The organism is Bacteroidota bacterium (assembly GCA_016183775.1).
Taxonomy (GTDB): Bacteria; Bacteroidota; Bacteroidia; order JABDFU01; family JABDFU01; genus JABDFU01.
Genome location: JACPDY010000091.1, coordinates 1 through 22,756, shown reverse-complemented (window position 1 = coordinate 22,756; position 22,756 = coordinate 1). Strand labels below are relative to the sequence as shown.

At 39.2% G+C, this 22,756-nt stretch carries 21 protein-coding genes; 12 read left to right on the top strand and 9 right to left on the bottom strand.

Annotated features, from left to right (window positions below; all coding sequences use genetic code 11):
- Positions 1 to 12 precede the first annotated feature (12 nt).
- From HYU69_11520 to HYU69_11485, 8 genes are all read left to right on the top strand, one after another.
- The gene (locus HYU69_11520) at positions 13 to 558 is read left to right on the top strand and encodes a nucleotide exchange factor GrpE (protein MBI2270963.1); all 546 of its coding nucleotides are present in this window, start codon (positions 13 to 15) and stop codon (positions 556 to 558) included.
- A gap of 18 nt (positions 559 to 576) precedes the next feature.
- On the top strand, positions 577 to 843 hold the full coding sequence (locus HYU69_11515) for a hypothetical protein (protein MBI2270962.1): 267 nt from the start codon (positions 577 to 579) through the stop codon (positions 841 to 843).
- Positions 821 to 1,165 (top strand): hypothetical protein, encoded by a 345-nt coding sequence (locus tag HYU69_11510; protein ID MBI2270961.1) that lies wholly within the window; start codon positions 821 to 823, stop codon positions 1,163 to 1,165. The genes HYU69_11515 and HYU69_11510 overlap by 23 nt, the downstream gene beginning before the upstream one ends.
- Positions 1,166 to 1,171: 6 nt before the next feature.
- Positions 1,172 to 2,317 (top strand): molecular chaperone DnaJ, encoded by a 1,146-nt coding sequence (dnaJ, locus tag HYU69_11505; protein ID MBI2270960.1) that lies wholly within the window; start codon positions 1,172 to 1,174, stop codon positions 2,315 to 2,317.
- A gap of 108 nt (positions 2,318 to 2,425) precedes the next feature.
- Positions 2,426 to 3,373: an ABC transporter ATP-binding protein gene (locus HYU69_11500; protein ID MBI2270959.1), complete on the top strand. Its 948-nt coding sequence runs from the start codon at positions 2,426 to 2,428 to the stop codon at positions 3,371 to 3,373.
- 6 nt (positions 3,374 to 3,379) lie between these two features.
- Complete coding sequence (locus HYU69_11495; protein MBI2270958.1) at positions 3,380 to 4,726, top strand: ABC transporter permease; 1,347 nt, start codon at positions 3,380 to 3,382, stop codon at positions 4,724 to 4,726.
- A gap of 86 nt (positions 4,727 to 4,812) precedes the next feature.
- Positions 4,813 to 5,733 (top strand): phosphatase, encoded by a 921-nt coding sequence (locus HYU69_11490; protein MBI2270957.1) that lies wholly within the window; start codon positions 4,813 to 4,815, stop codon positions 5,731 to 5,733.
- A gap of 128 nt (positions 5,734 to 5,861) precedes the next feature.
- Positions 5,862 to 7,028, top strand: coding sequence for a sigma-54-dependent Fis family transcriptional regulator (locus HYU69_11485; protein MBI2270956.1), 1,167 nt, complete (start codon positions 5,862 to 5,864; stop codon positions 7,026 to 7,028).
- 162 nt (positions 7,029 to 7,190) lie between these two features.
- Here the strand turns inward: HYU69_11485 and HYU69_11480 are convergent, their stop codons facing one another.
- The 7 genes from HYU69_11480 to HYU69_11450 all read right to left on the bottom strand — a co-directional run bounded on the left by HYU69_11480 (position 7,191) and on the right by HYU69_11450 (position 15,451).
- Positions 7,191 to 7,937, bottom strand: coding sequence for a capsular biosynthesis protein (locus tag HYU69_11480; protein MBI2270955.1), 747 nt, complete (start codon positions 7,935 to 7,937; stop codon positions 7,191 to 7,193).
- A 2-nt stretch (positions 7,938 to 7,939) separates the two neighbouring features.
- Complete coding sequence (locus HYU69_11475) at positions 7,940 to 8,947, bottom strand: SDR family oxidoreductase (GenBank protein ID MBI2270954.1); 1,008 nt, start codon at positions 8,945 to 8,947, stop codon at positions 7,940 to 7,942.
- Positions 8,948 to 8,949: 2 nt separating this feature from the next.
- The gene (rfbB, locus tag HYU69_11470; GenBank protein ID MBI2270953.1) at positions 8,950 to 10,020 is read right to left on the bottom strand and encodes a dTDP-glucose 4,6-dehydratase; all 1,071 of its coding nucleotides are present in this window, start codon (positions 10,018 to 10,020) and stop codon (positions 8,950 to 8,952) included.
- Positions 10,021 to 10,036: 16 nt separating this feature from the next.
- Positions 10,037 to 11,326 (bottom strand): nucleotide sugar dehydrogenase, encoded by a 1,290-nt coding sequence (locus HYU69_11465; GenBank protein MBI2270952.1) that lies wholly within the window; start codon positions 11,324 to 11,326, stop codon positions 10,037 to 10,039.
- 5 nt (positions 11,327 to 11,331) lie between these two features.
- Positions 11,332 to 12,387 carry a Gfo/Idh/MocA family oxidoreductase gene (locus HYU69_11460; protein MBI2270951.1) on the bottom strand — a complete coding sequence of 352 codons (1,056 nt, stop codon included), beginning with the start codon at positions 12,385 to 12,387 and terminating at the stop codon, positions 11,332 to 11,334.
- Complete coding sequence (locus tag HYU69_11455) at positions 12,384 to 12,962, bottom strand: N-acetyltransferase (GenBank protein MBI2270950.1); 579 nt, start codon at positions 12,960 to 12,962, stop codon at positions 12,384 to 12,386. Before HYU69_11455 ends, HYU69_11460 begins: the two co-directional genes overlap by 4 nt.
- A gap of 101 nt (positions 12,963 to 13,063) precedes the next feature.
- Complete coding sequence (locus HYU69_11450) at positions 13,064 to 15,451, bottom strand: TonB-dependent receptor (GenBank protein MBI2270949.1); 2,388 nt, start codon at positions 15,449 to 15,451, stop codon at positions 13,064 to 13,066.
- Positions 15,452 to 15,666: 215 nt separating this feature from the next.
- Between HYU69_11450 and HYU69_11445 the strand changes: the two genes are divergently transcribed.
- The 4 genes from HYU69_11445 to HYU69_11430 all read left to right on the top strand — a co-directional run bounded on the left by HYU69_11445 (position 15,667) and on the right by HYU69_11430 (position 19,768).
- Complete coding sequence (locus HYU69_11445; GenBank protein ID MBI2270948.1) at positions 15,667 to 16,416, top strand: menaquinone biosynthesis protein; 750 nt, start codon at positions 15,667 to 15,669, stop codon at positions 16,414 to 16,416.
- Positions 16,417 to 16,462: 46 nt separating this feature from the next.
- Positions 16,463 to 18,109 (top strand): amidohydrolase, encoded by a 1,647-nt coding sequence (locus HYU69_11440; protein MBI2270947.1) that lies wholly within the window; start codon positions 16,463 to 16,465, stop codon positions 18,107 to 18,109.
- A gap of 203 nt (positions 18,110 to 18,312) precedes the next feature.
- A complete protein-coding gene (locus HYU69_11435; protein MBI2270946.1) occupies positions 18,313 to 18,996 on the top strand; it encodes a hypothetical protein in 684 nt (227 codons plus the stop codon).
- 313 nt (positions 18,997 to 19,309) lie between these two features.
- Positions 19,310 to 19,768: an Hsp20/alpha crystallin family protein gene (locus HYU69_11430; GenBank protein MBI2270945.1), complete on the top strand. Its 459-nt coding sequence runs from the start codon at positions 19,310 to 19,312 to the stop codon at positions 19,766 to 19,768.
- Between the two features lie 59 nt (positions 19,769 to 19,827).
- Here HYU69_11430 and HYU69_11425 read toward each other — a convergent pair whose 3' ends face one another.
- The gene (locus HYU69_11425; protein ID MBI2270944.1) at positions 19,828 to 21,789 is read right to left on the bottom strand and encodes an ATP-dependent metallopeptidase FtsH/Yme1/Tma family protein; all 1,962 of its coding nucleotides are present in this window, start codon (positions 21,787 to 21,789) and stop codon (positions 19,828 to 19,830) included.
- Between the two features lie 40 nt (positions 21,790 to 21,829).
- Entirely contained in the window at positions 21,830 to 22,498 is a 669-nt protein-coding gene (locus tag HYU69_11420; GenBank protein MBI2270943.1) for a DUF4136 domain-containing protein, read from the bottom strand.
- Positions 22,499 to 22,756: the final 258 nt, after the last annotated feature.

The window sequence follows — 22,756 nt, the reverse complement described above, 5'->3', positions numbered from 1 at the left end:
ATAAGAATTTTAATGAAAATGAATACTGAAGAAAACGATAAAAATATGAATCCGTCAGAGGAAACCACCGAGCAAAAGCAGGAAGAAAGCTTACCTGAAGTGCCAAAGGATAAAGTAGCTGAGTTGGAAGAAAAGGTGGCTGAATTAAATGACAAGTATTTGCGTTTATATTCGGAATATGATAATTACCGTAAGCGTACGGCGAAGGAGAAGATCGAGTATATGATGGCCGCGGGCGAAGATGTTTATAAACTGTTACTTCCTGTTTTGGATGATTTTGAAAGGGCTATTAAAGTAAATGAAGGTATTACAGATATTGCTCCTGTGAAAGAAGGATTTGCTCTTATTTATAATAAGTTAAAGAATAATTTAGCCCAAAAGGGTTTGACTCCAATGGAACCAATGGGCCAGGTGTTTGATGCCGATCTGCATGAAGCCATTACAAATATCCCTGCCCCAGGCGATGATCTGAAAGGCAAGGTGGTTGATGTAGTAGAAAAAGGATATTCATTGAACGGGAAAGTAATACGGTTTGCAAAAGTGATTGTGGGAAGTTAAAATGCAAAAAAATAAAAAATGAGAATTATTAAAAAGACAGAAATTAAAAACAGCTTGTTGCTGGAATCTTTGGCTCAGCTAAATAATGTTAAGGACAAGCTTAATTTTTACAAGGCTAAATATGCTTCGGAGTTTAAAATATTTGAAAAAAAGGTAAAGAAATCATCAAAAGAAGATTTTGAATACTGGGATGATTATATAGAATGGAAAGCGTATGTAAATGTATTTAATGAGCTAAGTGATAAAATTAAAGACATAGAGCGTGGAAATTTTAGGGTCGCTTAGCAGGTTAAAATTTGTTAAAGCCTATGAGGTCATTGACTATGAAAAATGGTCATCAGGTTTTTATTATAAGATCAGACTAATCTTTAAAAATGATTCGGAGTTGTATGTGAAAGAGTATTTCGATAAAGGAGGAGAGCGTAATTATTCATACCATTGGCAGGACAAGAATGCTGATATGATAATCAGGTGGGATAATGCACCACATCATAAAAAATTGTTGACTTATCCACATCATAAGCACATTGAAAATAAAATATATGAAAGCACTGAAATTACTTTATCGGAAGTGTTAGAGTATATTCAGAGAACAAAATTTAAATAATAAAAAATGCCGAAACGAGATTTTTACGAAATACTTGGAGTGTCGCGCAGTGCCGGTGCTGATGAAATAAAGAAGGCATACCGCAAAATGGCTATTAAATATCACCCCGATAAAAATCAGGGTGATAAAGCGGCTGAAGAAAAATTTAAGGAAGCGGCCGAAGCATACGAAGTATTAAGCAACTCTGAGAAAAAGCAGCGTTACGACCAATTCGGACATGCCGGAATGGGTGGCGGTAATGGAGGTTTTAGCGGAGGTGGATTTAGTATGGAGGATATTTTCAGTCAGTTTGGAGATATTTTTGGCGGAGGCGGTGGAGGCTTTAGTGGTTTCGGTGGAGGTGGTGGAGGACGCAGAGTGAACAGGGGTTCTAACCTTCGGGTGAAGGTGAAGCTCAATCTTGAAGAGATCGCGAATGGTGTTGAGAAGAAAATAAAGGTCAATAAATATATTTCCTGTACTTCCTGTCATGGAACCGGCGCACACAAAGGCTCAGGCCATACAAAATGTTCAACCTGCAGGGGGAGCGGGCATGTAACCCGTGTTACCAATACCATACTCGGACAAATGCAAACCAGCAGTACTTGTCCTACATGCGGTGGCGAAGGTCAGATCATTACAGATAAATGCAAAGTTTGTTTTGGTGATGGAATAGTTAAGGCTGAAGATGTTATAACAATACAAATTCCGGCAGGCGTTGGTGATGGAATGCAGCTATCGGTCAGCGGCAAAGGAAATGCGGGGCCCCGCAGCGGTATTGCAGGCGATCTTATTGTGGTAATTGAAGAGATCGAACATGAGCAGTTGAAGCGCGACGGTGTGAATTTATTTTACGACCACTATGTAAGCTTTATTGATGCTGCTATCGGAACAAGTATTGAAGTACCTACCATTGACGGCAAAGCGAAAGTTAAAATTGAACCAGGTACGCAGAGTGGAAAAGTCTTACGCCTGAAAGGAAAAGGAATTCCTGATATAAACGGCTATGGGCGGGGCGATCTGTTGATCAACATTAATGTGTGGACACCTCAGAAACTTTCCCGGGAAGAACACCGTGCCCTTGAACAATTGCGGGAGTCTGAAAATTTTAAACCACATCCGACCGGTAATGAGAAGGGTTTTTTTGAGAGGATGAAACAGTACTTTGAGTAGAGAAAGGAGTTATTGAGTTATTAGGTTATTTAGGGGGTGTATTACACGTGATGCCTAAATAACTTAATCCCCTAATAACTTAATTACTGTTCACAATTTATAAGGTTTATGGATTTATTTACGGCTAAGAATATCTCTAAGCAATACGCCAGTCATACTGCGCTTGATGATGTGACTATTTCAATCAGCAAACAAAGTGTGTTTGGGTTGCTTGGGCCAAATGGAGCGGGTAAAACTTCGTTGATCCGCATCATGAATCAAATCACCGGTCCTGATAGCGGCGAGTTATTTTTTGAAGGTGAAAAATTAAATCAAAACCATATTTCTCAGATCGGTTATTTGCCCGAAGAGCGCGGCTTGTACAAAAAGATGGAAGTGGGGGAGCAGGCATTGTACCTCGCGCAGCTTAAAGGGATGAAGCGTGCGGAGGCGATGATAAAATTAAAAGAGTGGTTTGAGAAATTCGAGATAACGGCATGGTGGAAAAGGAAAGTGGAGGAGCTTTCGAAAGGGATGCAGCAAAAAGTGCAATTCATAGTTACTGTATTGCATGAGCCTAAGTTGTTGATACTCGATGAGCCCTTCAGCGGCTTCGATCCCATCAATGCCAACATTATTAAAAATGAGATATTGCGTTTAAAAGTGAATGGTTCAACCATATTGCTTTCTACACATAATATGGAGTCGGTGGAAGAGCTGTGCGATGAGATTGCGTTGATAAACAAATCGAAAAAAATACTGGACGGTTCTGTAAAGGATATCCGTAAAACATATCGCAGCAATACGTACGAAATAGAATTTAAAGGCAATATGCTTGGTTTTACAACTGCTATGTGGGCAGGTGCAAAGCTTTTAGATCAGCGGCAGGATGGTGAAATCAATAAGGTAAAGGTAAAATTGCTTGGAAGTAATACGCCTAACGATCTGTTGCAGGCTGTAATGCGTGCGGCGGAAATACAGGGATTACATGAAATAATTCCGACGATGAATGATATTTTTATTGCAAAAGTAGGTGAAGGAAATAGTGTTGAAGCTCAGGCCTCATTGACTGAATAGATACGGATGAACAAGACATTTCTCATAATTCAGCGTGAGTATTTGACGCGTGTAAAGAAGAAGTCATTTATAATAATGACCATATTGGGGCCATTGTTAATGTCATCACTCCTTATTGTGCCTGTATGGTTAGCCATGCGTGACCATGAAGATCCTCAGAAGATTGAAGTTGTAGACGATAGTTTTTTGTTTCGCGATAGTATCCCTCAAAGTAAAAACGTAAAATTTATTTACTCCGAAATTACAATAGATAAAGCGCAGGAAGATTTTTATCAAACCGATTTTACAGGGATATTGCACATCCCTTCAAATGTAATTACCGGCGGAGGCGCTGTGAAGTTTTATTATAAGGAGCAGCCGGGAATGGCTGTTGAAGAGTATATCAAGTCGAATATAGAGGAGATGATATATAATTTTAAACTTCAGAAGAGTAATGTAGATCTGAAGACGATAAGGAATGCGCAGACTTCCATCAATTTAATCACCGAGAAAATTACAGAGACCGGTTCTACTGAACGAACCAGTACAGGGGTGCAAATGACCATGGGATTTATTTTAGGCTTGCTTATATATATGTTCATCTTTTTATACGGTGCGCAGGTTATGCGCGGAGTTATTGAGGAAAAAACAAGCCGTATTGTTGAGGTTATCATTTCTTCTGTACGCCCCTTTCAATTGATGATGGGGAAAATAATTGGTGTAGCATTGGTAGGGTTGACTCAATTCTTGTTGTGGCTGGTTTTGACGTTTTCCATTTATACTGCTGTTCAATCTGTTTTATTTAGCGGAGTCAATAAGGAGAAGTTGCAAAAAGAAATGGTTAAGGAGGAAGTCTTTAAGCAAGGGGCTAATTTGCAGGCGCTCAAAATGGATAAGCCGGGTTTGTACGACAATAAAGCATACGAGGCATTTGATGCATTTAAGTCAATCGATTTCGTTTCCATCATAATTTGTTTCTTGTTTTATTTCCTTGTCGGATACCTGATGTATAGCGCTCTGTTTGCGGCCATTGGTGCCGCGGTTGACGCCGAAACAGATACGCAGCAATTCATGCTGCCAATAACCATTCCTTTGGTGCTTTCATTTGTGATGGCGCAAACAATCATGCAGGAGCCAAGCAGTTCGCTGGCATTTTGGTTTTCGATAATACCATTAACATCGCCGGTAATAATGATGGTTCGGTTACCATTTGGAGTTCCGATGTGGGAACTGGCATTATCGATGTCAATGCTTGTTCTCGGCTTTATTTTTACCACCTGGCTTGCCGCGCGTATTTACCGTACAGGTATTTTAATGTATGGCAAAAAGGTTTCATATAAAGAGTTGTGGAAGTGGTTATTCTACAAAGGTTAAATTGATGTATTGTTGATTTTTTCCTTTGGAATAGAATTACGTATATTTAAATTCAGCAATTTTGGCCGTTAATTACTCCGCAATTTATGCTAGTCGCTATAATAGATCTTGGTACCAATACATTCAATCTTCTTATTGCGCAGTTGCTTCCTTCTAAAGCCTACCAAATTAAATACAGTACCAAATTACCTGTTAAGCTGGGTAAGGGTGGTATCAACAAAAATCAGCTGATGCCGGAAGCTATTGAACGGGGAATAGCCGCATTGGAAGAGTACAAAGCGATCATAAAACAGTATAAGGTCGATAGAGTATATGCCTTCGGAACATCTGCAATACGTGAGGCAACGAATAGTGAGACCTTCCTGAAAAGAGCCGCCGATATCGGGATCGGGATCAAGGTAATATCTGGAGCAGAAGAGGCTGAGTATATTTATAAAGGAGTTCAGTTGGGACTGGATATAGGAAATAAACCGGCTCTGATAATTGACATTGGAGGGGGTAGTACAGAGTTTATCATTGCCGATAACAAAAGGATCTTATGGAAACATAGTTTTTTACTTGGTGTTTCGCGCTTGCTGGAAATGTTTAACCCTTCCGACCCTATTCTTCCGTCCGAGATCAATGCGATCGAGAACTATTTAAGAGATGAACTAAAGCCATTGTATTCCGCGGTCAAACAATTTCCGGTTAATGAGTTGATCGGTTCTTCGGGTTCATTTGATTCATTCGCTGAAATAATCGCGCACAGGTTTCATACACCGGATGTTTTAAATAACAAAACCGAGTATAGTTTTGATATGAATGAGGTCAGCACCATTTTCAACGAACTGATTGTCTCAAATAATGAGCAGCGTTTGAATACGAAGGGTCTTGTGCTGATGCGGGTTAATATGATAGTGCTTGCTGCTTTGTTGGTGCGTTTTGTTGTGAAGGAATTTAAACTGACACATATGCGGCTTTCGACATTCTCACTGAAGGAAGGTGTGATGGGAGAGCTGATGAAATAGGAAAAAGTTGGCAGTTGGCAATCGACAGTTGGCAATGGATAATGTTTTGCCAACTGCTAACTGCCTTTTGCCAACTTATTGTATGTTTTATAATAAAGGATAACTTTTAATACTTTAAACTAATATCTATGGCAAAGATCCTGGTAATTGACGACGAAAAAAGCATCCGCAAAACGCTTCGTGAAATTCTCGAATATGAGAAATATATTGTGGAGGAAGCGGCGGATGGAAATGAGGGACTTGCATTGGTTCAGAAGGAAAAGTTTGATGTGGTGCTGTGTGATATTAAAATGCCTAAAATGGATGGCATTGAATTGTTGGATAAAATAATTGCATTGAATAATGAAACTCCGGTGGTGATGATATCCGGGCATGGAACAATAGAAACTGCTGTGGAAGCTGTGAAGAAGGGCGCTTTTGATTTTATTGCCAAGCCACTCGATTTGAATCGCCTGTTGGTTACCATTCGCAATGCGATGGATAAATCGACATTGGTTACTGAAACGAAAGCATTAAAAAAGAAAGTAAGTAAGACGTTTGACATGGTCGGCGAGTCGGCTGCCATCGCTCAAATAAAGGAAATGATAGAAAAAGTGGCTCCGACAGAAGCACGTGTGTTGGTAACAGGGGAGAATGGATCGGGAAAGGAATTGGTTGCCCGCTGGATCCATGCTAAAAGCAATCGTTCGAACGGTCCCATGATAGAAGTAAATTGCGCGGCCATTCCTTCTGAATTAATTGAAAGTGAATTATTCGGACATGAAAAAGGTGCTTTTACTTCAGCAGTGAACCAGCGTAAAGGAAAGTTTGAACAAGCTGAGGGTGGTACCTTATTTTTGGATGAGATTGGTGATATGAGTTTGTCGGCCCAGGCTAAAGTTTTGCGTGCTTTACAGGAAAATAAAATAACAAGGGTAGGAGGGGAGAAGGAGTTGAAAGTAAACGTGCGTATTATAGCCGCCACCAACAAAGACATTAAAAAGGAAATTGAAAAAGGAAATTTTCGTGAGGATCTGTACCACCGTTTAAGTGTTATTCTTATTCGTGTACCTTCATTGAACGAACGTAAGGATGATATTCCATTGCTTGCCGATCATTTTGTGAAACTTATTTGTGATGATTATGGTATGCCTGTTAAAACCTTTTCAAAAGAGGCGATTAAAGAACTTCAAAAAATAAACTGGACCGGAAATATACGTGAGTTCAGAAATGTAATCGAACGGTTAATCATACTTTGCGGAAAAACCATTACCGATAAGGATGTTAATGCTTATGCGAGGCCGATTAATGGGTAGATGGGTATAATTACCGAAAGGACTGAATATTTTGAGCAGAGATTCAACCCTTTCAGGGTTGTACGACGAAGCATTTTGTAGTCCTCCGATTTCATCGGAGGTTATTCATGTTGAAGCCTGAAAGGCTTCAAGTTTAATTTTAAATTCACGAGAAATAAAATTCTAAAGGGTAGCATTCAGCAAATTTCCCGACTCAACCAGTTTTTGAAGGTGCGGAACATAAACAACTTGTTTCAAAAGTTCAACATGTCCTACATGGTGGCAATCGCTTCCTAAAAAGCGAACTAGTTGCTTATCAATGAGCATTTCAGCTATTTTCCTGGTTTGAGGGCCATAATAGCCGGTAAGCGAGTTTATATTTAATTGCAGGAATATCCCTTTATCAGATAAGGTTTGGAATACATTTTTGTTGTTGAACCAGAATGGGTAACGTTCAGGATGCGCCAAAACTACTTTGTAGTCTGATGTCTGTAGCTTAAAAAGGATACGATCCAGGTTGTCCGGTTCATTTATATACGAAATTTCTACCAGCACATAGTTATTGCCAAAGGTCAGTAGCCTTTCGTTACCTATTTTTTGTTCAAAGTCATAATCAATATAGTATTCAGCTGCGGCTTCCATTTCAATTGGCATTCCTTCAACCTTTAACTGGTGTTTTACTTTTTGGAGACCGTCTAAAATATTTTCCGGCGTGTTGCGGTAAAAATCACCCATTATATGCGGGGTGGTAATTATTTTTTTATACCCCTGGTTGTAAAAATGCCGGATCATTTCAATTGAATTTTCGACAGATTTTGAGCCGTCGTCGATCGCGGGAATGAAGTGTGAATGCACATCACAGCGCAATACAGATAAGTCGACCGGCTCGCTTAATTTATTTGAAGAAAATAGTTTTTTTAAAAAGGACACGGTTATTTAGAGATAGGTTGATAACCAAAGTATTTACTGAACCAGTTAAGCGTAATTTTTAATCCTTCCTGCATTTTAATTTTCGGCTCGTATCCGATAAGGCGCTTTGCTTTGGAAATATCTGCAAGCGAATTACGGACATCGCCCACGCGATCTTCACGGTGAATTGCATTTACATTCGCGCCGGATAATTCCTTTAAAATATTAAAAAGTATGTTCACGGATATTTTTTCACCGACCGCGATGTTGTATACTTGTCCCAATGCATCTTTATTTGAGGTGAACATTGCTTTGATATTTGCCTGCACCGCGTTTTCAACAAAAGTGAAATCACGGCTTTGTTCTCCGTCTCCATTGATGTAGGGAGATTGGTTTTTAAGTAAAGCATCCATGAACAAGGGTATCGCGGCGGCATATTCCCCTTTGGGATTTTGTCTTGGACCAAAAATATTAAAATAGCGAAGACCAATAATTTGCATATTGTAATTGAGTGCGAACACATTGCCATAAAGTTCGTTTGTCCGCTTTGAAACAGCATAAGGCGATAAAGCATTTCCGATATTCTCTTCTATTTTAGGTGTCTGCTTGCTATCGCCATAAACAGAGGAAGAGCTTGCATATACAAATCGTTTAATTCCTTTATCGCGCGCAGCTACCAGCATATTTAAGAAACCATTAACATTTACTTCATTAGTAGCTAAAGGATTTTTTATAGATCTTGGAACAGAGCCAAGCGCGGCTTGATGAAATAGATAATTAATTCCTTCACAGGCTTTGGAGCAATCATCGGGGTTGCAAATATCACCCTTGATAAATTTGAAATTTAGTGAACCTGTATATGGTTTTATGTTGTCTTCAAAGCCTGTTGAAAGGTTATCGAGCACAACCACTTTTCCGGCATTGTATTTTAAAAGGTATTCAACAATGTTGGAGCCTATAAAACCCGCTCCGCCTGTAACAAGAAAGCTATTTTTGGAAATATCATTAGTATGAAATGGTGTTTTATACATTTTTATCTTTGCGCATATTGCTTTTCGTAGTACTGTTTATAGTTACCTGACGTAACATTATTTAACCAGCTTTCATTGGCTAAATACCAATCCACAGTTTTTTCCAGGCCTTCTTCAAACCTGACTGAAGGTACCCAGCCTAATTCCTTTTTTATTTTGGAAGCATCAATGGCATAACGCAGGTCATGGCCGGCGCGGTCGGTCACAAAAGTTATCAGTTTTGCGGAAGTGCCGGGAGCACGGTTTAGTTTTTTATCCATTATGCTGCATAGAAGCTTAATGAGATCAATGTTTTTCCACTCGTTATGCCCGCCGATATTATAGGTTTGTCCGGCCTTTCCTTTATGAAATACAAGGTCAATGGCTATAGCATGATCTTCAACAAATAACCAGTCGCGGATATTTTCACCCTTGCCGTAAACAGGAATGCTTTTATTGTTTTTAATATTATTGAGGGCCAGCGGAATAAGTTTTTCCGGAAAGTGGAACGGTCCATAATTGTTTGAGCAATTTGTGATGACAGCGGGAAGTCCATATGTATCAGCATACGAGCGTACCATGTGATCAGAACTCGCTTTTGATGCAGAGTAGGGGCTGTGAGGGTCGTATGAAGTTTTCTCAGTAAATAAACCATGTTGGCCTAATGTGCCATAAACCTCATCTGTAGATATATGATAAAATAAGTTTGCAGAAGAAGCAGCCGTGTCAAGTGACGGTTTCCATAATTGACGTGCTGCGTTAAGTAAATTTACGGTACCTATTATGTTGGTTGTAACAAATTCCATTGGGCTGGCAATGGAGCGGTCAACATGCGATTCTGCAGCTAAATGGATGACCCCGGAGAATTTATAAGTATCAAATAACTTATGAATAAAATCACCATCAACAATATCGCCTTTGATGAATTTATAATTCGTTTTATTTTCGATATCACGCAGGTTTTCAAGATTTCCCGCGTAAGTTAATTTATCAAGGTTAACAATGATGTAATCCGGATATTTATTTACAAAAAGTCTCACCACATGAGAGCCAATAAAGCCCGCGCCACCTGTTATGAGAATCGTTTTTTTCATATAAAATTGGTCATGATCAAAGACTCCAATATGATATATTTTTGATCTTATTACGGAATATTCCTTTTATATCAACAATAATGCCCTCTTTAGATAAAATTGAATTAAAATATTTTTCATCCAGATTTTTATATTCCTTATGGCTTACTGCAACAATGGCGGCATCATAATTTTTTCCCGGCTTTGATTTTAACTCAAATCCGTACTCATGTTTCAGTTCATCTGATGAAGCGTGAGGATCAATAACTTCAACTTTAACTCCATACGTTTTAAGCTCTTTTACAATATCTGCCACTTTGGAGTTACGTATATCGGTCACATTTTCTTTGAATGTAGCGCCCATAACCAATACAGTTGATTGATTAAGGTTTTTCCCTGCCGCGATAATTTTTTTAACGGTATTTTTGGCGATATAATTTCCCATTGAGTCGTTTACAAAGCGGCCCGAATTAATGATGCGGGCGTGGTAACCCAGTGATTCCGCTTTGTATGTTAAATAATAGGGGTCAACACCGATGCAATGGCCGCCTACAAGGCCTGGGTTAAAGCGTAAAAAATTCCATTTTGTGCCGGCAGCTTCCAATACATCATACGTATTTATCCCCATACGGCTGAAAATGATCGAGAGTTCATTCATAAGGGCGATATTCACATCGCGCTGTGTATTCTCAATGATCTTGGCTGCTTCCGCAACTTTTATGCTTGGTGCCTTGTGTACACCCGGTTCCACAATTATTTTATAAACAGCTGAAATATTTTCCAGTGATTCGGCATCACAACCTGAAACAATCTTTAAGATTTTTGTAATAGTATGTTCTCTGTCGCCGGGATTAATGCGTTCAGGAGAGTAGCCTACTTTAAAATCTTTTTTGAATTTAAGTCCGGATTCTTTTTCAAGAACAGGCACACAATCATCTTCAGTACAGCCGGGATATACAGTAGATTCATAAACAACATAATCTCCCTTTTTGAGAACTTTACCAACTGATGTTGAAGCTCCTATAAGAGGTGACAGGTCCGGCAAATTGTGCTCATTAATAGGCGTGGGAACTGCTATGACAAAAAAGCTTGCTTGCTTCAATACGTCAAGCGAAGTTGTAAAAGTAATATCGCAATTTTTAAAATCTTCTTTTGAAAGCTCACTGCTGGGGTCAATCCCTTTTTTCATAGAATCGATGCGTCCCTGATTAATATCAAAACCAATCACAGAAATTTTTCGTGCAAACGCCAAGGCTATTGGTAATCCAACATATCCGAGTCCAATAACGGCAAGCTTCGCTTTTTTATCTACTATTTGTTTATGCATAAACCTTAAGATTTTCTATTATCTTTTCTAAGAGAATAGATGCGTTCAATTATATCAACCACGCGAAGACCTTCTTCGGGAGTGGTTGTGCTTACAGCTTTTCCTGATAATGTATCAATTACATTCTGAATGATCAGGTGATGATTATTAGCGGAGCCTTTATAACTTCCGTAATCGTTAGGCGGGCTGGTTGGAGGAAGGGTGGGCATTTTGTAATTTTTTATGTGGCAATACTCCACTTTATCCATGTATTGTCCGCCAACCTTCACGCTTCCGTTACTTCCAATGATAGTGAGGCTGCTTTCGAGGTTTGTGTCCCATACTGCAGTCGAATAGTTGATACTGCCCATGCCACCATTTACAAAGTTGAAGCTGACTAAACCGCTATCCTCAAACTCAGTAAGTTCAGTATGTGTAAAGTCATTGAATTTGGCCTGAATGTCCCTGATGTCCCCAAACAACCAGAACATGACATCAATGAAATGTGAAAATTGCGTGAATAGAGTTCCGCCGTCAAGATTTTGTTTCCCTTTCCATGTATTTGTTTTATCTGTCTGCCCGGCGGGGAGGTAGTAGCGTTCATCCCTGTTCCAGTAACAATTAAGCTGTACCATGAAAATATTTCCGATAATGTTGTTGCTTACTATATCTTTTAACCAGGCAGAAGGGGGAGAATAGCGGTTTTGCATTACACAAAAAACCTGTCGGGATGTTTCTTTCGCTTTTTGAATAACAGTTTTACAGTCAGCTGTTGAAAGTGCCATTGGCTTTTCGCATACAATATGTTTTTTTGCTTCAAGCGCCAGGAGTGAATGTTGTGCATGTAAACCATTAGGCGTACAAATATTTACAATATCTATCTCCGGGTGAGCTGCAAGCATTTCCTGGGCCGATAAATAATATTTTTCTTTTATAGAAGAATTTTCTGTCTTGTTTTCTGGTAAAATATCACAGACGGCTATCAACTCACAATCGGGGTTCCTTCGAATCATTTCCGCATGCCTTCTGCCAATATGGCCCTGGCCGATTACTGCAAAACGTATTTTGTTGGATATGTTCATTTTATTTTTTGTACGCCTCCGTTCTCTAATTTATATTTTTCTTTGCTCTCAGGGCAAATCGCAATTCCATCCTTTCCAAATGCCAGTTTATGTCCGTATTCACTCATCCATCCGTTTTGCCGGGCAGGATTCCCTACAACCAATGCATAAGGAGGAACATTTTTTGTTACAACTGCGCCTGCTCCTATAAACGCGAATTCTCCAATATCATGACCACAAACAATTGTTGCATTTGCGCCAATTGAAGCGCCTTTACCCACATGTGTTTTTGAATACAATCCCCGCCTGTTAACCGCGCTGCGCGGATTGGTAACATTGGTAAACACCATTGAAGGGCCCAAAAACACATCATCGGCACAGGTTACACCTGAATAAATTGAAACGTTATTCTGTACTTTCACATTTTTACCTAATACAACTTGCCCCGACACAACTACGTTCTGCCCTATATTACAATTTTCCCCAATAACACAATCTGGCATTATATGCGAAAAATGCCATATTTTGACACCTTTGCCAATTTTACAGCCTTCGTCAATTACAGCGGTCGGGTGGGCGAAATATTGTTTTTCCATATACTTTTAAGCCCCACAAAAATAGGAAACTATGGCAAATAAAGGCCTTATTAATAGCGGATATTTAAGGTAGAGAAGGTATTTATGATTAAATAAGTGGTTTAGAATTCAATTCTGAAACCTCCGTAAGGAAATAAGCCTAACTGGTACTCACTTAAAACTTCATGTTTCTCACTATTATATACCTGGCGCAGCACATTCTTGCGATTTAATACATTTTCAACATTTATATATATTGTTTGAGTAACACGACGTTGGTTTATTTTGAAGGAAACTTTTACATCAATCCGCTCATAAGCTTTCAGCTGTTTCGAATAGGCCTGTTTGTCAATATACACAGCTTCATGACGGGCAATTGAAGTATTCAGGTCAATAGGCGTATACCGGTTCCCGCCCGCAAAAGTCACTTTCGCGTCAAACGCTAAAACTTTGTTGCCCTTGCCAAGCGGAAATTCTATGCCGCCTAATGCGTTGTATACATAGCCACCGCTAAAAGCTGTATTGTGCTCAATGTTATCACTGCCCGCATATTTCGACCGGTATAAAGTAAGTGTACTTAAAAAATAATAGTGTTTATTAAAGAATTTTTCGATCGTGAATTCTGCTCCGTAATTTTTTCCTGTCCCACTGTTACCAAGGCTGTCGACAAGCGGCAGGCCATCAAGACTGTTGCCAACATTGATCATAGAGAAGGAAGTAGGTCTGTATATTTCAACCGGTATATTATACAGGTTTTGATAATATGTTTCGAATTTGAAGCGGAAATCTTTTGTAAAACTATGATCGTATGATAATACAAAATGCAGACTTCGGCTCAGGTCAATATCTTTATTCGTTTGTACATAGTTTTGTGTCGCGGGGATAAATGATCTGTAAAAATAATACATGAGGGGTTGTGTCTGGCTGTGAAGTCCGGCCCCGGCACCTAATACATTTTTTTTATTTGCCTGCCAGCGTACACCCAGGCGTGGTTCAATTGCCTGTGTATTGTTTAATAAAAAAATCTGATAGTGAACCCCATTGTTGAATGTAATATTCTCACTTATCCTGTATTGCCAATGAATAAAACTCTGGATGAGCCCCGCCCGCCCATCATTGTTAAGTCGGGTTTCGTATTGCTTGTTTTGGTTGGAATAGAAATAATCATAATAGTCAAATAGCAATCCGCTATAGGTGGCGCCGATTTTTATGAGATGCCCTGCATTTATTTTATCTGTGAGTGTGTAGTTAATATGAAATTGTCCATCAGCAGAGGTATTGTTGTACGTTCTGAATTTAGCTGAGTTTTTGGCGAGCGTATCTACTGTAATATTTAGCTGGTTTCCGGAAGTTGATAAGGAAAGTTTGCCTGATATTTTACTGTTAAAAAAATAGAGGTGATTAAATCCAAGTGCACCCATTGATGATCCGAACACGAGATCTTCACCTTTTTGTGTGAACGACCAATCTGTTGAATCTTTCTGACTGTCAAGTAACTGGATTTTACTTTTTCCGGCCAGTCCCCAGAACGAAAAGACACCTGCTTTTGTTGTAGGGAAATTGAATTTAAAGCACAGATCCTGGTATTGCGGAATGCCGGAAACACCAAAGCGAATACCTAAAGCATTGAATACTTCGAGTGTTGAATAGCGATAATTGACAAGAAAAGAACTTCCTGTTTTTTTTGATATAGGTCCTTCAATGCCTCCCTCAAATCCATTTATGCCCATTTGCCCGGTAAACTCAAGGCGTTCGTTGTTTCCGTTTCGCAATTTCAGGTCAAATACGGCGGCATTCTTATCTCCGTATTCAGCAGGAAAGGCTCCTGTCAGGAAATCGGAATTTGCCAAAATGTTATTGTTGAGCATACTGACCGGTCCACCCGTAGCACCCTGTGTTGAAAAGTGATTTGGGTTCGGTATGTTAACACCCTCTAATCTCCATAAAACACCTAAAGGAGAATTTCCACGAACTATAATATTGTTTTGAGCGTCATTCCCGGTTGAAACTCCTGCATAGTTAGCTACCATCCGGCTTGGGTCACCGCGACTTCCTGCATAACGGTCGGTTTCTTCACTTTGAAAGTTGCGTGCACTGAGCGTTACGAGGTCGTTGTTCGCCCTGGTTTTATCCCGTTCATAAACCACTTCCGCTTCTTTTGTGGTGATCATTATTTCACGGAGTTCTATTTGTAAAATAACTTCTTTACCGGTTGATACAATAATGTTGTTTAAAATAACATCCTCGTATCCGATAAATGAAGCTTTTATTGAGCGACGTCCAACAGGAACTCCGCTTATCCTGAATCTTCCTTCAACATCCGCTGCGGCGCCAAGGAAGGTGTCAATGCCGGTTACAATTACATTGGCTCCCGTCAATGGAGCTTTTGAATCGGCATCAATGATACGGCCACGCATGGTTTGTGTGAATGTCTGCGCAAAATCCGGACAGTCTGCCAGGATAAATAGTGTAGCAAGGAATAATTTAATTGTATATATGAGCGATCGCATTTCGGGCTTAAAGATAAGAATGTAGAACGGAAGAAGGAAAATTCATGCGACCGGCAATGAGGTGTTTTCTTCTTCGAATGGTCATAGCTCTTATAGTTCTTCTGTAAAAATTTGAAGATACTAAGAAGAGAAGCCTGTCGGCAGGCAGGGAACCTACATTATTTTTTCATTATAGCTTAAGTGTTTTTTGGAAAAAAATCATGTAGGTTTGTGGTATGTCACTTATCCGTGTTTCGGCCGTATCTTATTTAAATTCAAAACCTTTTATATACGGACTTGAGCGATCGGACATATTAAAAGAGATTCAACTAAGTATTGATAGCCCTGCTAAATGCGCGCGAAAGCTGTTAAATAATGAAGTGGATATCGGACTTGTGCCGGTTGCAATTTTACCTAAACTAAGCAACTATGAAATTATTAGTGATTACTGTATTGGCGCTATTGGCCCCGTAACCTCGGTTAAATTATATTCTCAGACTCCGTTAAAAGATATTAAAAGTATTTTACTTGATTATCAATCTTACACATCGGTCGCCCTTACACAAATTTTAGCGAAGCATTTTTGGCACATTGACCCTCAATGGATACAGGCGGAAGAAGGTTTTGAACAGGAGATATCCGGTACGGTAGCTGGTGTTGTAATTGGCGACCGGACCTTTGAGCTGAATGATAAATTCGGGTATCAATATGATTTGCCGGAAGAGTGGCGTTTATTTACCGGTTTGCCCTTTGTGTTTGCATGTTGGGTGACAACTAAAAAACTGCCCATTGATTTTATTAATCGTTTTAATAATGCTTTGACAAAAGGCATTGAAGCAATAAGTGTTCTGTCGGAAGAAATACGTAAAGCGGGTAAGTATAATATTGATGTGCAAAAATACCTGAGCCAAAATATAAGTTATAAGCTTGATGGAGAAAAGCATCAAGGATTGGAACTTTTCTTAAATTATTTATCACAAAAATAGTTTTGCAGGTTTGTGAGTAGTTTTTGTTTTTCTAAAATTCAGACACATGCGAAATTCTAAATTCGTCTTATTTACCTGTTTGATAACAATGCTTTGTTCATGTGCAGGAACAAAAAAGGAGCAGGTGGACCTTGTCGTTCACAACGGGGTGGTATATACTGTTGATTCTGTCAATACTATCGTGCAGAGTTTTGCTGTTAAAGAGGGGAAAATAATTGCCCTCGGTACAAACGATGAAGTTATCGGGAAATATGAGGCAAAAGAAAAGGTGGACGCATGTGGTAAAGCCATCTATCCTGGCTTTTATGACGCACATTGTCATTTTAACGGTTATGGTATGAGTCTGAAAATGGTTGACCTGGTGGGAACCAAATCATTTGCTGAAGTGGTACAGCGCACGGTTGATTTTCAGAAAAAAAATAATGGATTATGGATTACCGGAAGGGGATGGGACCAGAATGACTGGGGTGTAAAAGAATTTCCGACTAAAGACACTCTTGATAAACTTTTTCCGAACACTCCTCTGATTTTACGCAGGGTGGATGGGCATGGCGCACTGGCTAACCAGGCCGCCTTTGATAAAGCCGGAGTTACAGTTGATTCGAAAATATCCGGTGGAATTGTAGAAGTGAAAAACGGAAAATTGACGGGGATCCTGATCGATAACGCTATTGACCTGGTTGAAAAAGCAATACCTGAGCCTGCAGTAAAACAAAACTTTGAAGCCATTCTTGCCGCGCAAAATAATTGTTTCGCAGTTGGCCTTACTACTGTTGATGATGCAGGCTTGAGTAAAAATATTGTTATGCTGATCGACAGTATGCATAAAAGCGGTGATCTTAAAATGCGCATTTACGCGATGCTTACTTCAAATGATGAGAACCTTGATTATTATTTGCAGCATGGTCCTTATAAAACAGAGCGCCTGAATGTCAGTTCATTTAAGTTTTATGCCGATGGAGCTCTGGGTTCACGGGGAGCCTGTCTTTTACAACCGTATAGTGACAGGCCCGGCCAGAATGGTTTTCTTTTAAAAGACATTTCGTATTACAAAGAGCAGGCGCAGAAATTATTCGATAAGGGATTTCAGATGAATACCCATTGCATAGGCGATTCTGCCAATCGCTTTATACTTAATGTTTATGGAGCAGTATTGAAAGGGAAAAATGATAAGCGCTGGAGGATTGAGCATGCACAGGTGATCAACAAAGAAGATTTTCATTTGTTCAAGGAGTATAGTATTGTTCCATCTGTGCAGGCTACACATTGTACTTCGGATATGGATTGGGCGGATGAGCGCCTTGGTTCTGAGCGGATAAAAGGGGCATATGCTTATAAAGAGCTCCTTAAACAAAATGGATATATAGCAGGAGGAAGCGACTTCCCTGTAGAAGACATTAATCCATTGTTCGGCTTTTATTCTGCTATTACAAGGATGCATCAGGATGGCACACCAAAGGAAGGTTTCCAGGTTGAAAACGGACTTTCCCGCGAAGAAGCATTACGTTCAATGACAATATGGGCAGCTCGTTCGAATTTTGAAGAATATGAAAGAGGAAGTCTGGAGCCAGGTAAAATGGCAGATTTTGTTATCCTGGAAGAAGATATCATGAAGATTGATTCGTCGAAAATATATAATGTGAAAGTGGCAGGAACCTATATAAACGGTGATATGGTTTATCGAGGTAAATAATATGTTCATCAAAAAGTTCATTACAAAGCGCTATATCGCCAACTGACATTTTTAAAAATATTTTCTGTATTTAAGCTTACTAATAGTCTTATATTTGAGCTGGCTAATATCTGACCGACCAACAATTTTCATTCTCTGTTGAAAATTCAAGAAAGTCATTATCACCTAAGTAATCGGTTTTATTCAAATTTTAAAATTTCAACATGTGTTTTTCGGCAAGTGCAAGTTTTGGAATGAGCATGTTGCTGATGGGGGCAGGTGTTGTCGCGGTAAAAAAGACGCACAGTCCATCGCAGATCCCATTTGCAGCCATCCCCATTATTTTTTCCATCCAGCAATTTATTGAGGGCGTTTTATGGCTGTCACTTACAAATGCTGCTTATTCAGAATGGCACCAGGTTGCGACATATATTTTTCTCGTATTCGCTCAGGTAGTTTGGCCATTTTGGGTTCCATTTTCAATGTACCTGATGGAGAGTGATAAAAAGAGGAAAAAAGTTATGGCGGCATTGATTGGATTGGGAAGCGCGGTAGCCCTCTATCTTGCTTTTTGTTTATCAAACTATGCTGTAAATTCAGATATAAGCGACTACCATATCCGCTATGATCTCGATTTTCCGGGTTATCTGGTAAAATACACCGGTATTTTTTACTTTATTCCTACAGTTATCCCATGCTTTGTTTCTGGTATTAAAAAAATGAATATTTTGGGTGCTATTATTTTGACATCATTTATTGTATCAAAACTATTTTTTGGGGAATATGTTATTTCGGTTTGGTGCTTCTTTGCTGCTGCTGCAAGTGTTATGGTACTAATTATTATGACATCCTTTCAAACATCTCCGGATAAACTTCACAACCCGCAACCTAGTATTTTTCGAGATTAATTTGCATTATACTGAGTACGGGCTTATACGACAATCTGCATCGCTTTCGCGTAGCTTCAGCGGAGCAAAGCCTGCAGGCAAGGTTCATTAAACAAAACCTTTTTAGGATACTTCAAAAGTTTAAATGTTGTCCAACCAATGAACTTAGCAGTAAGAAGCTAATTACTTTCTCTTTTTTCATTCGCTGGATTCTGTTTGTTTGAGATGTGACAAAAATCAGCGTTTTGATTGTGCAAGATCATTTATTTAACAGGCAGGCACGATTATTTTTGTTTCGATAAATAAATTAATGTTTAACCAAAAAATTAAAACCATGTCACTATTAGTAAGAAACAGAGCTACGCTTCCCTCACTGGTAAGCGATTTTTTTAACACAAGAACTGTGCTTCCAGGTGTATTTGATTTGGACACAGATCTGATTGACTTCAACGGAGGTTCACTTGTTGTTCCAGGTGTAAACATTGTTGAAAATGAAAAGGATTATAAAGTAGAGCTGGCTGCCCCGGGTCTTGAGCGTAAAGATTTTAAAGTAGAGCTGGACAATAATGTTCTCACTATCAGCGCGGAAAAGGAAGAGGAAAAAAAGGAGGAAAAAAAGAATTACAAGAGAAGGGAATTTTCTTACAATTCTTTCAGTCGTTCTTTTACCCTGCCTGAAAATTCGCTGACTGATAAAATTGACGCGAAGTATGAAAATGGGGTTCTTCGCCTTACACTTCCTAAAAAGGAAGTAACTGTTTCAAAACCAGCGAAGGAAATTAAAGTTACCTGAGAAACGGGTTGAAATTAAAAAAACCGTCCATGATAAAGACGGTTTTTTTAATACCTGTGTTACACTATATTTTCTTCTTTATCTTTATTGGCAACTCGTTTGCCTAATACCTGTTCAATATCCTTTTTATATATTACTTCTTTTTGAAGTAAGAGTTTTGCCAGCGTATCCAGTTTGTCACGATTACTTTCTAAAATTGCCTTTGCGGATTCATGAGCTTGCTTTACCAGGATCCTTACCTCTTCATCAATCAGTTGGGCTGTTGCTTCACTGTAAGGCTTCTGGAAGGAATTTTCATTGACACCCGTTGAATCATAAAAACTAATGTTCCCAATTTTTTCGTTGAGGCCGAGTTGGGTAATCATTATATAAGCCTGCTTGGTGACTCTTTCGAGATCATCCAGTGCACCGGATGATATTTCTTTAAAAATAATTTCTTCCGCCGTTCTGCCTCCCAAGGCAGCGCACAGGCGATCGAAAAATTGTGCTTCGGTAATGATCTGTCGCTCTTCGGGTAAATACCAGGATGCTCCGAGCGATTTACCATGCGGTATAATGGAAACCTTTTGTAATGGATCAACGTTTTTGAGCATCCAGCTTACAACAGCATGTCCTGCCTCGTGGTAAGCGATTATTTTTTTCTCGGCAGGAGAAATTATTTTACTTTTTTTCTCAAGTCCGCTTACAATGCGGTCAATGGCATCAGAAAAATCCCGGGCTTCAATGGCTTTTTTCTTTTTCCGCGCAGCAATAAGAGCCGCTTCGTTACAAACATTGGCGATATCTGCCCCTGAAAATCCGGGTGTTTGTGAACTCAGGTATTCCACATCAACGGATTTATCCAATACTAATGGTTTCAGGTGTACGCCAAAAATGGCTAAACGTTCCTGCTTGTTTGGAAGATCGAGATGGATATGGCGATCAAAACGTCCGGCCCTCAATAAAGCAGGGTCGAGGATATCGGCACGGTTAGTTGCGGCCAGCACAATTACTCCCGTATTGGGGCCAAAGCCGTCCATTTCGGCAAGCAGTTGGTTAAGTGTACTATCTCTTTCATCATTTGCCTGGACCGACAAAACTTTTCCACGCACCCTTCCGATTGTGTCAATTTCATCAATAAAGATGATACTGGGGGCTTTTTGTTTTGCTTTGTTAAACAGGTCGCGTACCCGCGAAGCGCCAACACCCACAAACATTTCAATAAATTCAGATCCCGACAGGGAGAAAAAAGGAACGCCCGCTTCTCCGGCCACTGCTTTTGCCATAAGTGTTTTACCTGTTCCGGGAGCGCCAACCAACAATACGCCTTTGGGGATTTTGGCTCCAAGTCTTGTAAAATTTTCGGGCTGCTTTAAAAATTCAACAATTTCCATCACCTCAGTTTTGGCTTCTTCATAGCCTGCAACGTTCTTAAATGTTATTAAATTGCCTTTCCCTTTATCATAAATTTCCGGGCTCGATTTTCCAAAATCAAAAATTGATCTTCCCATTCCGCCGGGAACAGACGTTGCTTTGTTTAATATGAAATACCAGAATAAAATTAACAATCCAATAGGTGCAAGCCAGCCAAGCAGGGAAAGCCACCAGCTTTTTCCTGCATTAATATATTGGACTGAAATTTTTTCCTGCTCCGAAAATTGCGATTGAGCTTCTTCAAGATGCTTTTCGAATACATCGACTGAGCCTATCTGGAAATAATAGTGTGGACCATGGTTGATGCTTCCAAAGTACCCTTTCGCAACAGTTTTGTGTTTTTCTTTTTTCAGGCTTTCCTCTTTGATGTAAACTTCAACACGTTCTTTGTTAACAACAATCGCTTTTTCTACATCGTGATCAAGCAACATCTCTTGTTTAAACTTTTGCCACGTAGTTTCCTGGAAAGAGGAAGATTTTCCCGGAAAGAAATTGAACAGAACCACGCCCGCAATTATAATCAGATATATCCAGTAGAATGAAAATGGACGGGATTTCTCTTTTCCATTCGTTATATTATCATTTGATTTTGAATTTATAGCTGTCATTAGGTGTTTTCAGGTTATTGGTTTATAGTTTACAATAGATTTAATTATAAATATCATCTGATTGAGTATTTCTTACTTTTCTTTTTTTCGTCATTGGCTTCACCGGATATTTTTTCATAATAGCTTCGACGGACGGATGAATATTTTCATGTATGTATGCCGGATCGAATATATCTCCTCTCGCACTTCCGGCCCATACCACCTTATTTTTTTTGCGATCGACTACAGTTAATGTTATCGAACCTTCGTTATATGTAATTTTTTGCGTGCAATAATCCGGAGGGTAGCAATATGGATAATCATGATAGTAATAATCAAATTCGTAAGGGTAAAAATAAATACTCCCATAATAATAGTTGTGGTAGTAATATGGCCAAACACGTGGTGAATAGAATAGCGTCTTTTCTTTAGTTTTATTGGTGAGCCTCACTTGTAAAAGAACATCGGGAGTATCAAGGTTAACTTTATATCCTCTCTTTGCAAAGCTGTATCCGAAATAGTTTCTGACATTGTTAAGTATAATTTCATTATTGAACGGAAGATTATTTGTGTCGATCTCATCGGGGAGCCATGCGAAAGTCCGGTATTTCGAAAAATCGGTGTCTGCAGTTGAATTGGTGGAAACATTTATATAAACATCACATCCGGCATATAGAATGATTGCCACCATAAACAGCAAAAAGTTACTAAGATTTCTTATTGTATACATAATTTCCTTTTTTACTCTGAACACAAAGACAGAAAACGCAATAAACTACGCCATTACTCAAAAGTGACAGATATGCTATTATTTTGAAATGATTTTATTCACCTCGGGATATGATATATTTCACTTGAACATATTTTTAGTTAGACATTAATTTTTATTCTTTTTTGAGTTGAAAAAGCATCCGGAATTTAAAAATTTCACTTGCGAGCTCTATGGCTCAACTCTTTGTCCTTGATGCTGATGTCAGTTTCATCTGCG

Excerpts from the sequence above, each read along its gene's own strand:
- dnaJ (MBI2270960.1), top strand. The coding sequence starts at position 1,172 with ATGCCGAAACGAGATTTTTACGAAATACTTGGAGTGTCGCGCAGTGCC.
- HYU69_11455 (MBI2270950.1), bottom strand. The coding sequence starts at position 12,962 with ATGGAAAAACAATATTTCGCCCACCCGACCGCTGTAATTGACGAAGGC.
- HYU69_11515 (MBI2270962.1), top strand. The coding sequence starts at position 577 with ATGAGAATTATTAAAAAGACAGAAATTAAAAACAGCTTGTTGCTGGAA.
- HYU69_11420 (MBI2270943.1), bottom strand. The coding sequence starts at position 22,498 with ATGTATACAATAAGAAATCTTAGTAACTTTTTGCTGTTTATGGTGGCA.
- HYU69_11440 (MBI2270947.1), top strand. The coding sequence starts at position 16,463 with ATGCGAAATTCTAAATTCGTCTTATTTACCTGTTTGATAACAATGCTT.
- HYU69_11435 (MBI2270946.1), top strand. The coding sequence starts at position 18,313 with ATGTGTTTTTCGGCAAGTGCAAGTTTTGGAATGAGCATGTTGCTGATG.
- HYU69_11500 (MBI2270959.1), top strand. The coding sequence starts at position 2,426 with ATGGATTTATTTACGGCTAAGAATATCTCTAAGCAATACGCCAGTCAT.
- HYU69_11520 (MBI2270963.1), top strand. The coding sequence starts at position 13 with ATGAAAATGAATACTGAAGAAAACGATAAAAATATGAATCCGTCAGAG.
- HYU69_11490 (MBI2270957.1), top strand. The coding sequence starts at position 4,813 with ATGCTAGTCGCTATAATAGATCTTGGTACCAATACATTCAATCTTCTT.
- HYU69_11425 (MBI2270944.1), bottom strand. The coding sequence starts at position 21,789 with ATGACAGCTATAAATTCAAAATCAAATGATAATATAACGAATGGAAAA.
- HYU69_11495 (MBI2270958.1), top strand. The coding sequence starts at position 3,380 with ATGAACAAGACATTTCTCATAATTCAGCGTGAGTATTTGACGCGTGTA.
- HYU69_11485 (MBI2270956.1), top strand. The coding sequence starts at position 5,862 with ATGGCAAAGATCCTGGTAATTGACGACGAAAAAAGCATCCGCAAAACG.
- HYU69_11465 (MBI2270952.1), bottom strand. The coding sequence starts at position 11,326 with ATGCATAAACAAATAGTAGATAAAAAAGCGAAGCTTGCCGTTATTGGA.
- HYU69_11445 (MBI2270948.1), top strand. The coding sequence starts at position 15,667 with ATGTCACTTATCCGTGTTTCGGCCGTATCTTATTTAAATTCAAAACCT.
- HYU69_11460 (MBI2270951.1), bottom strand. The coding sequence starts at position 12,387 with ATGAACATATCCAACAAAATACGTTTTGCAGTAATCGGCCAGGGCCAT.
- HYU69_11430 (MBI2270945.1), top strand. The coding sequence starts at position 19,310 with ATGTCACTATTAGTAAGAAACAGAGCTACGCTTCCCTCACTGGTAAGC.
- HYU69_11475 (MBI2270954.1), bottom strand. The coding sequence starts at position 8,947 with ATGTATAAAACACCATTTCATACTAATGATATTTCCAAAAATAGCTTT.
- rfbB (MBI2270953.1), bottom strand. The coding sequence starts at position 10,020 with ATGAAAAAAACGATTCTCATAACAGGTGGCGCGGGCTTTATTGGCTCT.
- HYU69_11450 (MBI2270949.1), bottom strand. The coding sequence starts at position 15,451 with ATGCGATCGCTCATATATACAATTAAATTATTCCTTGCTACACTATTT.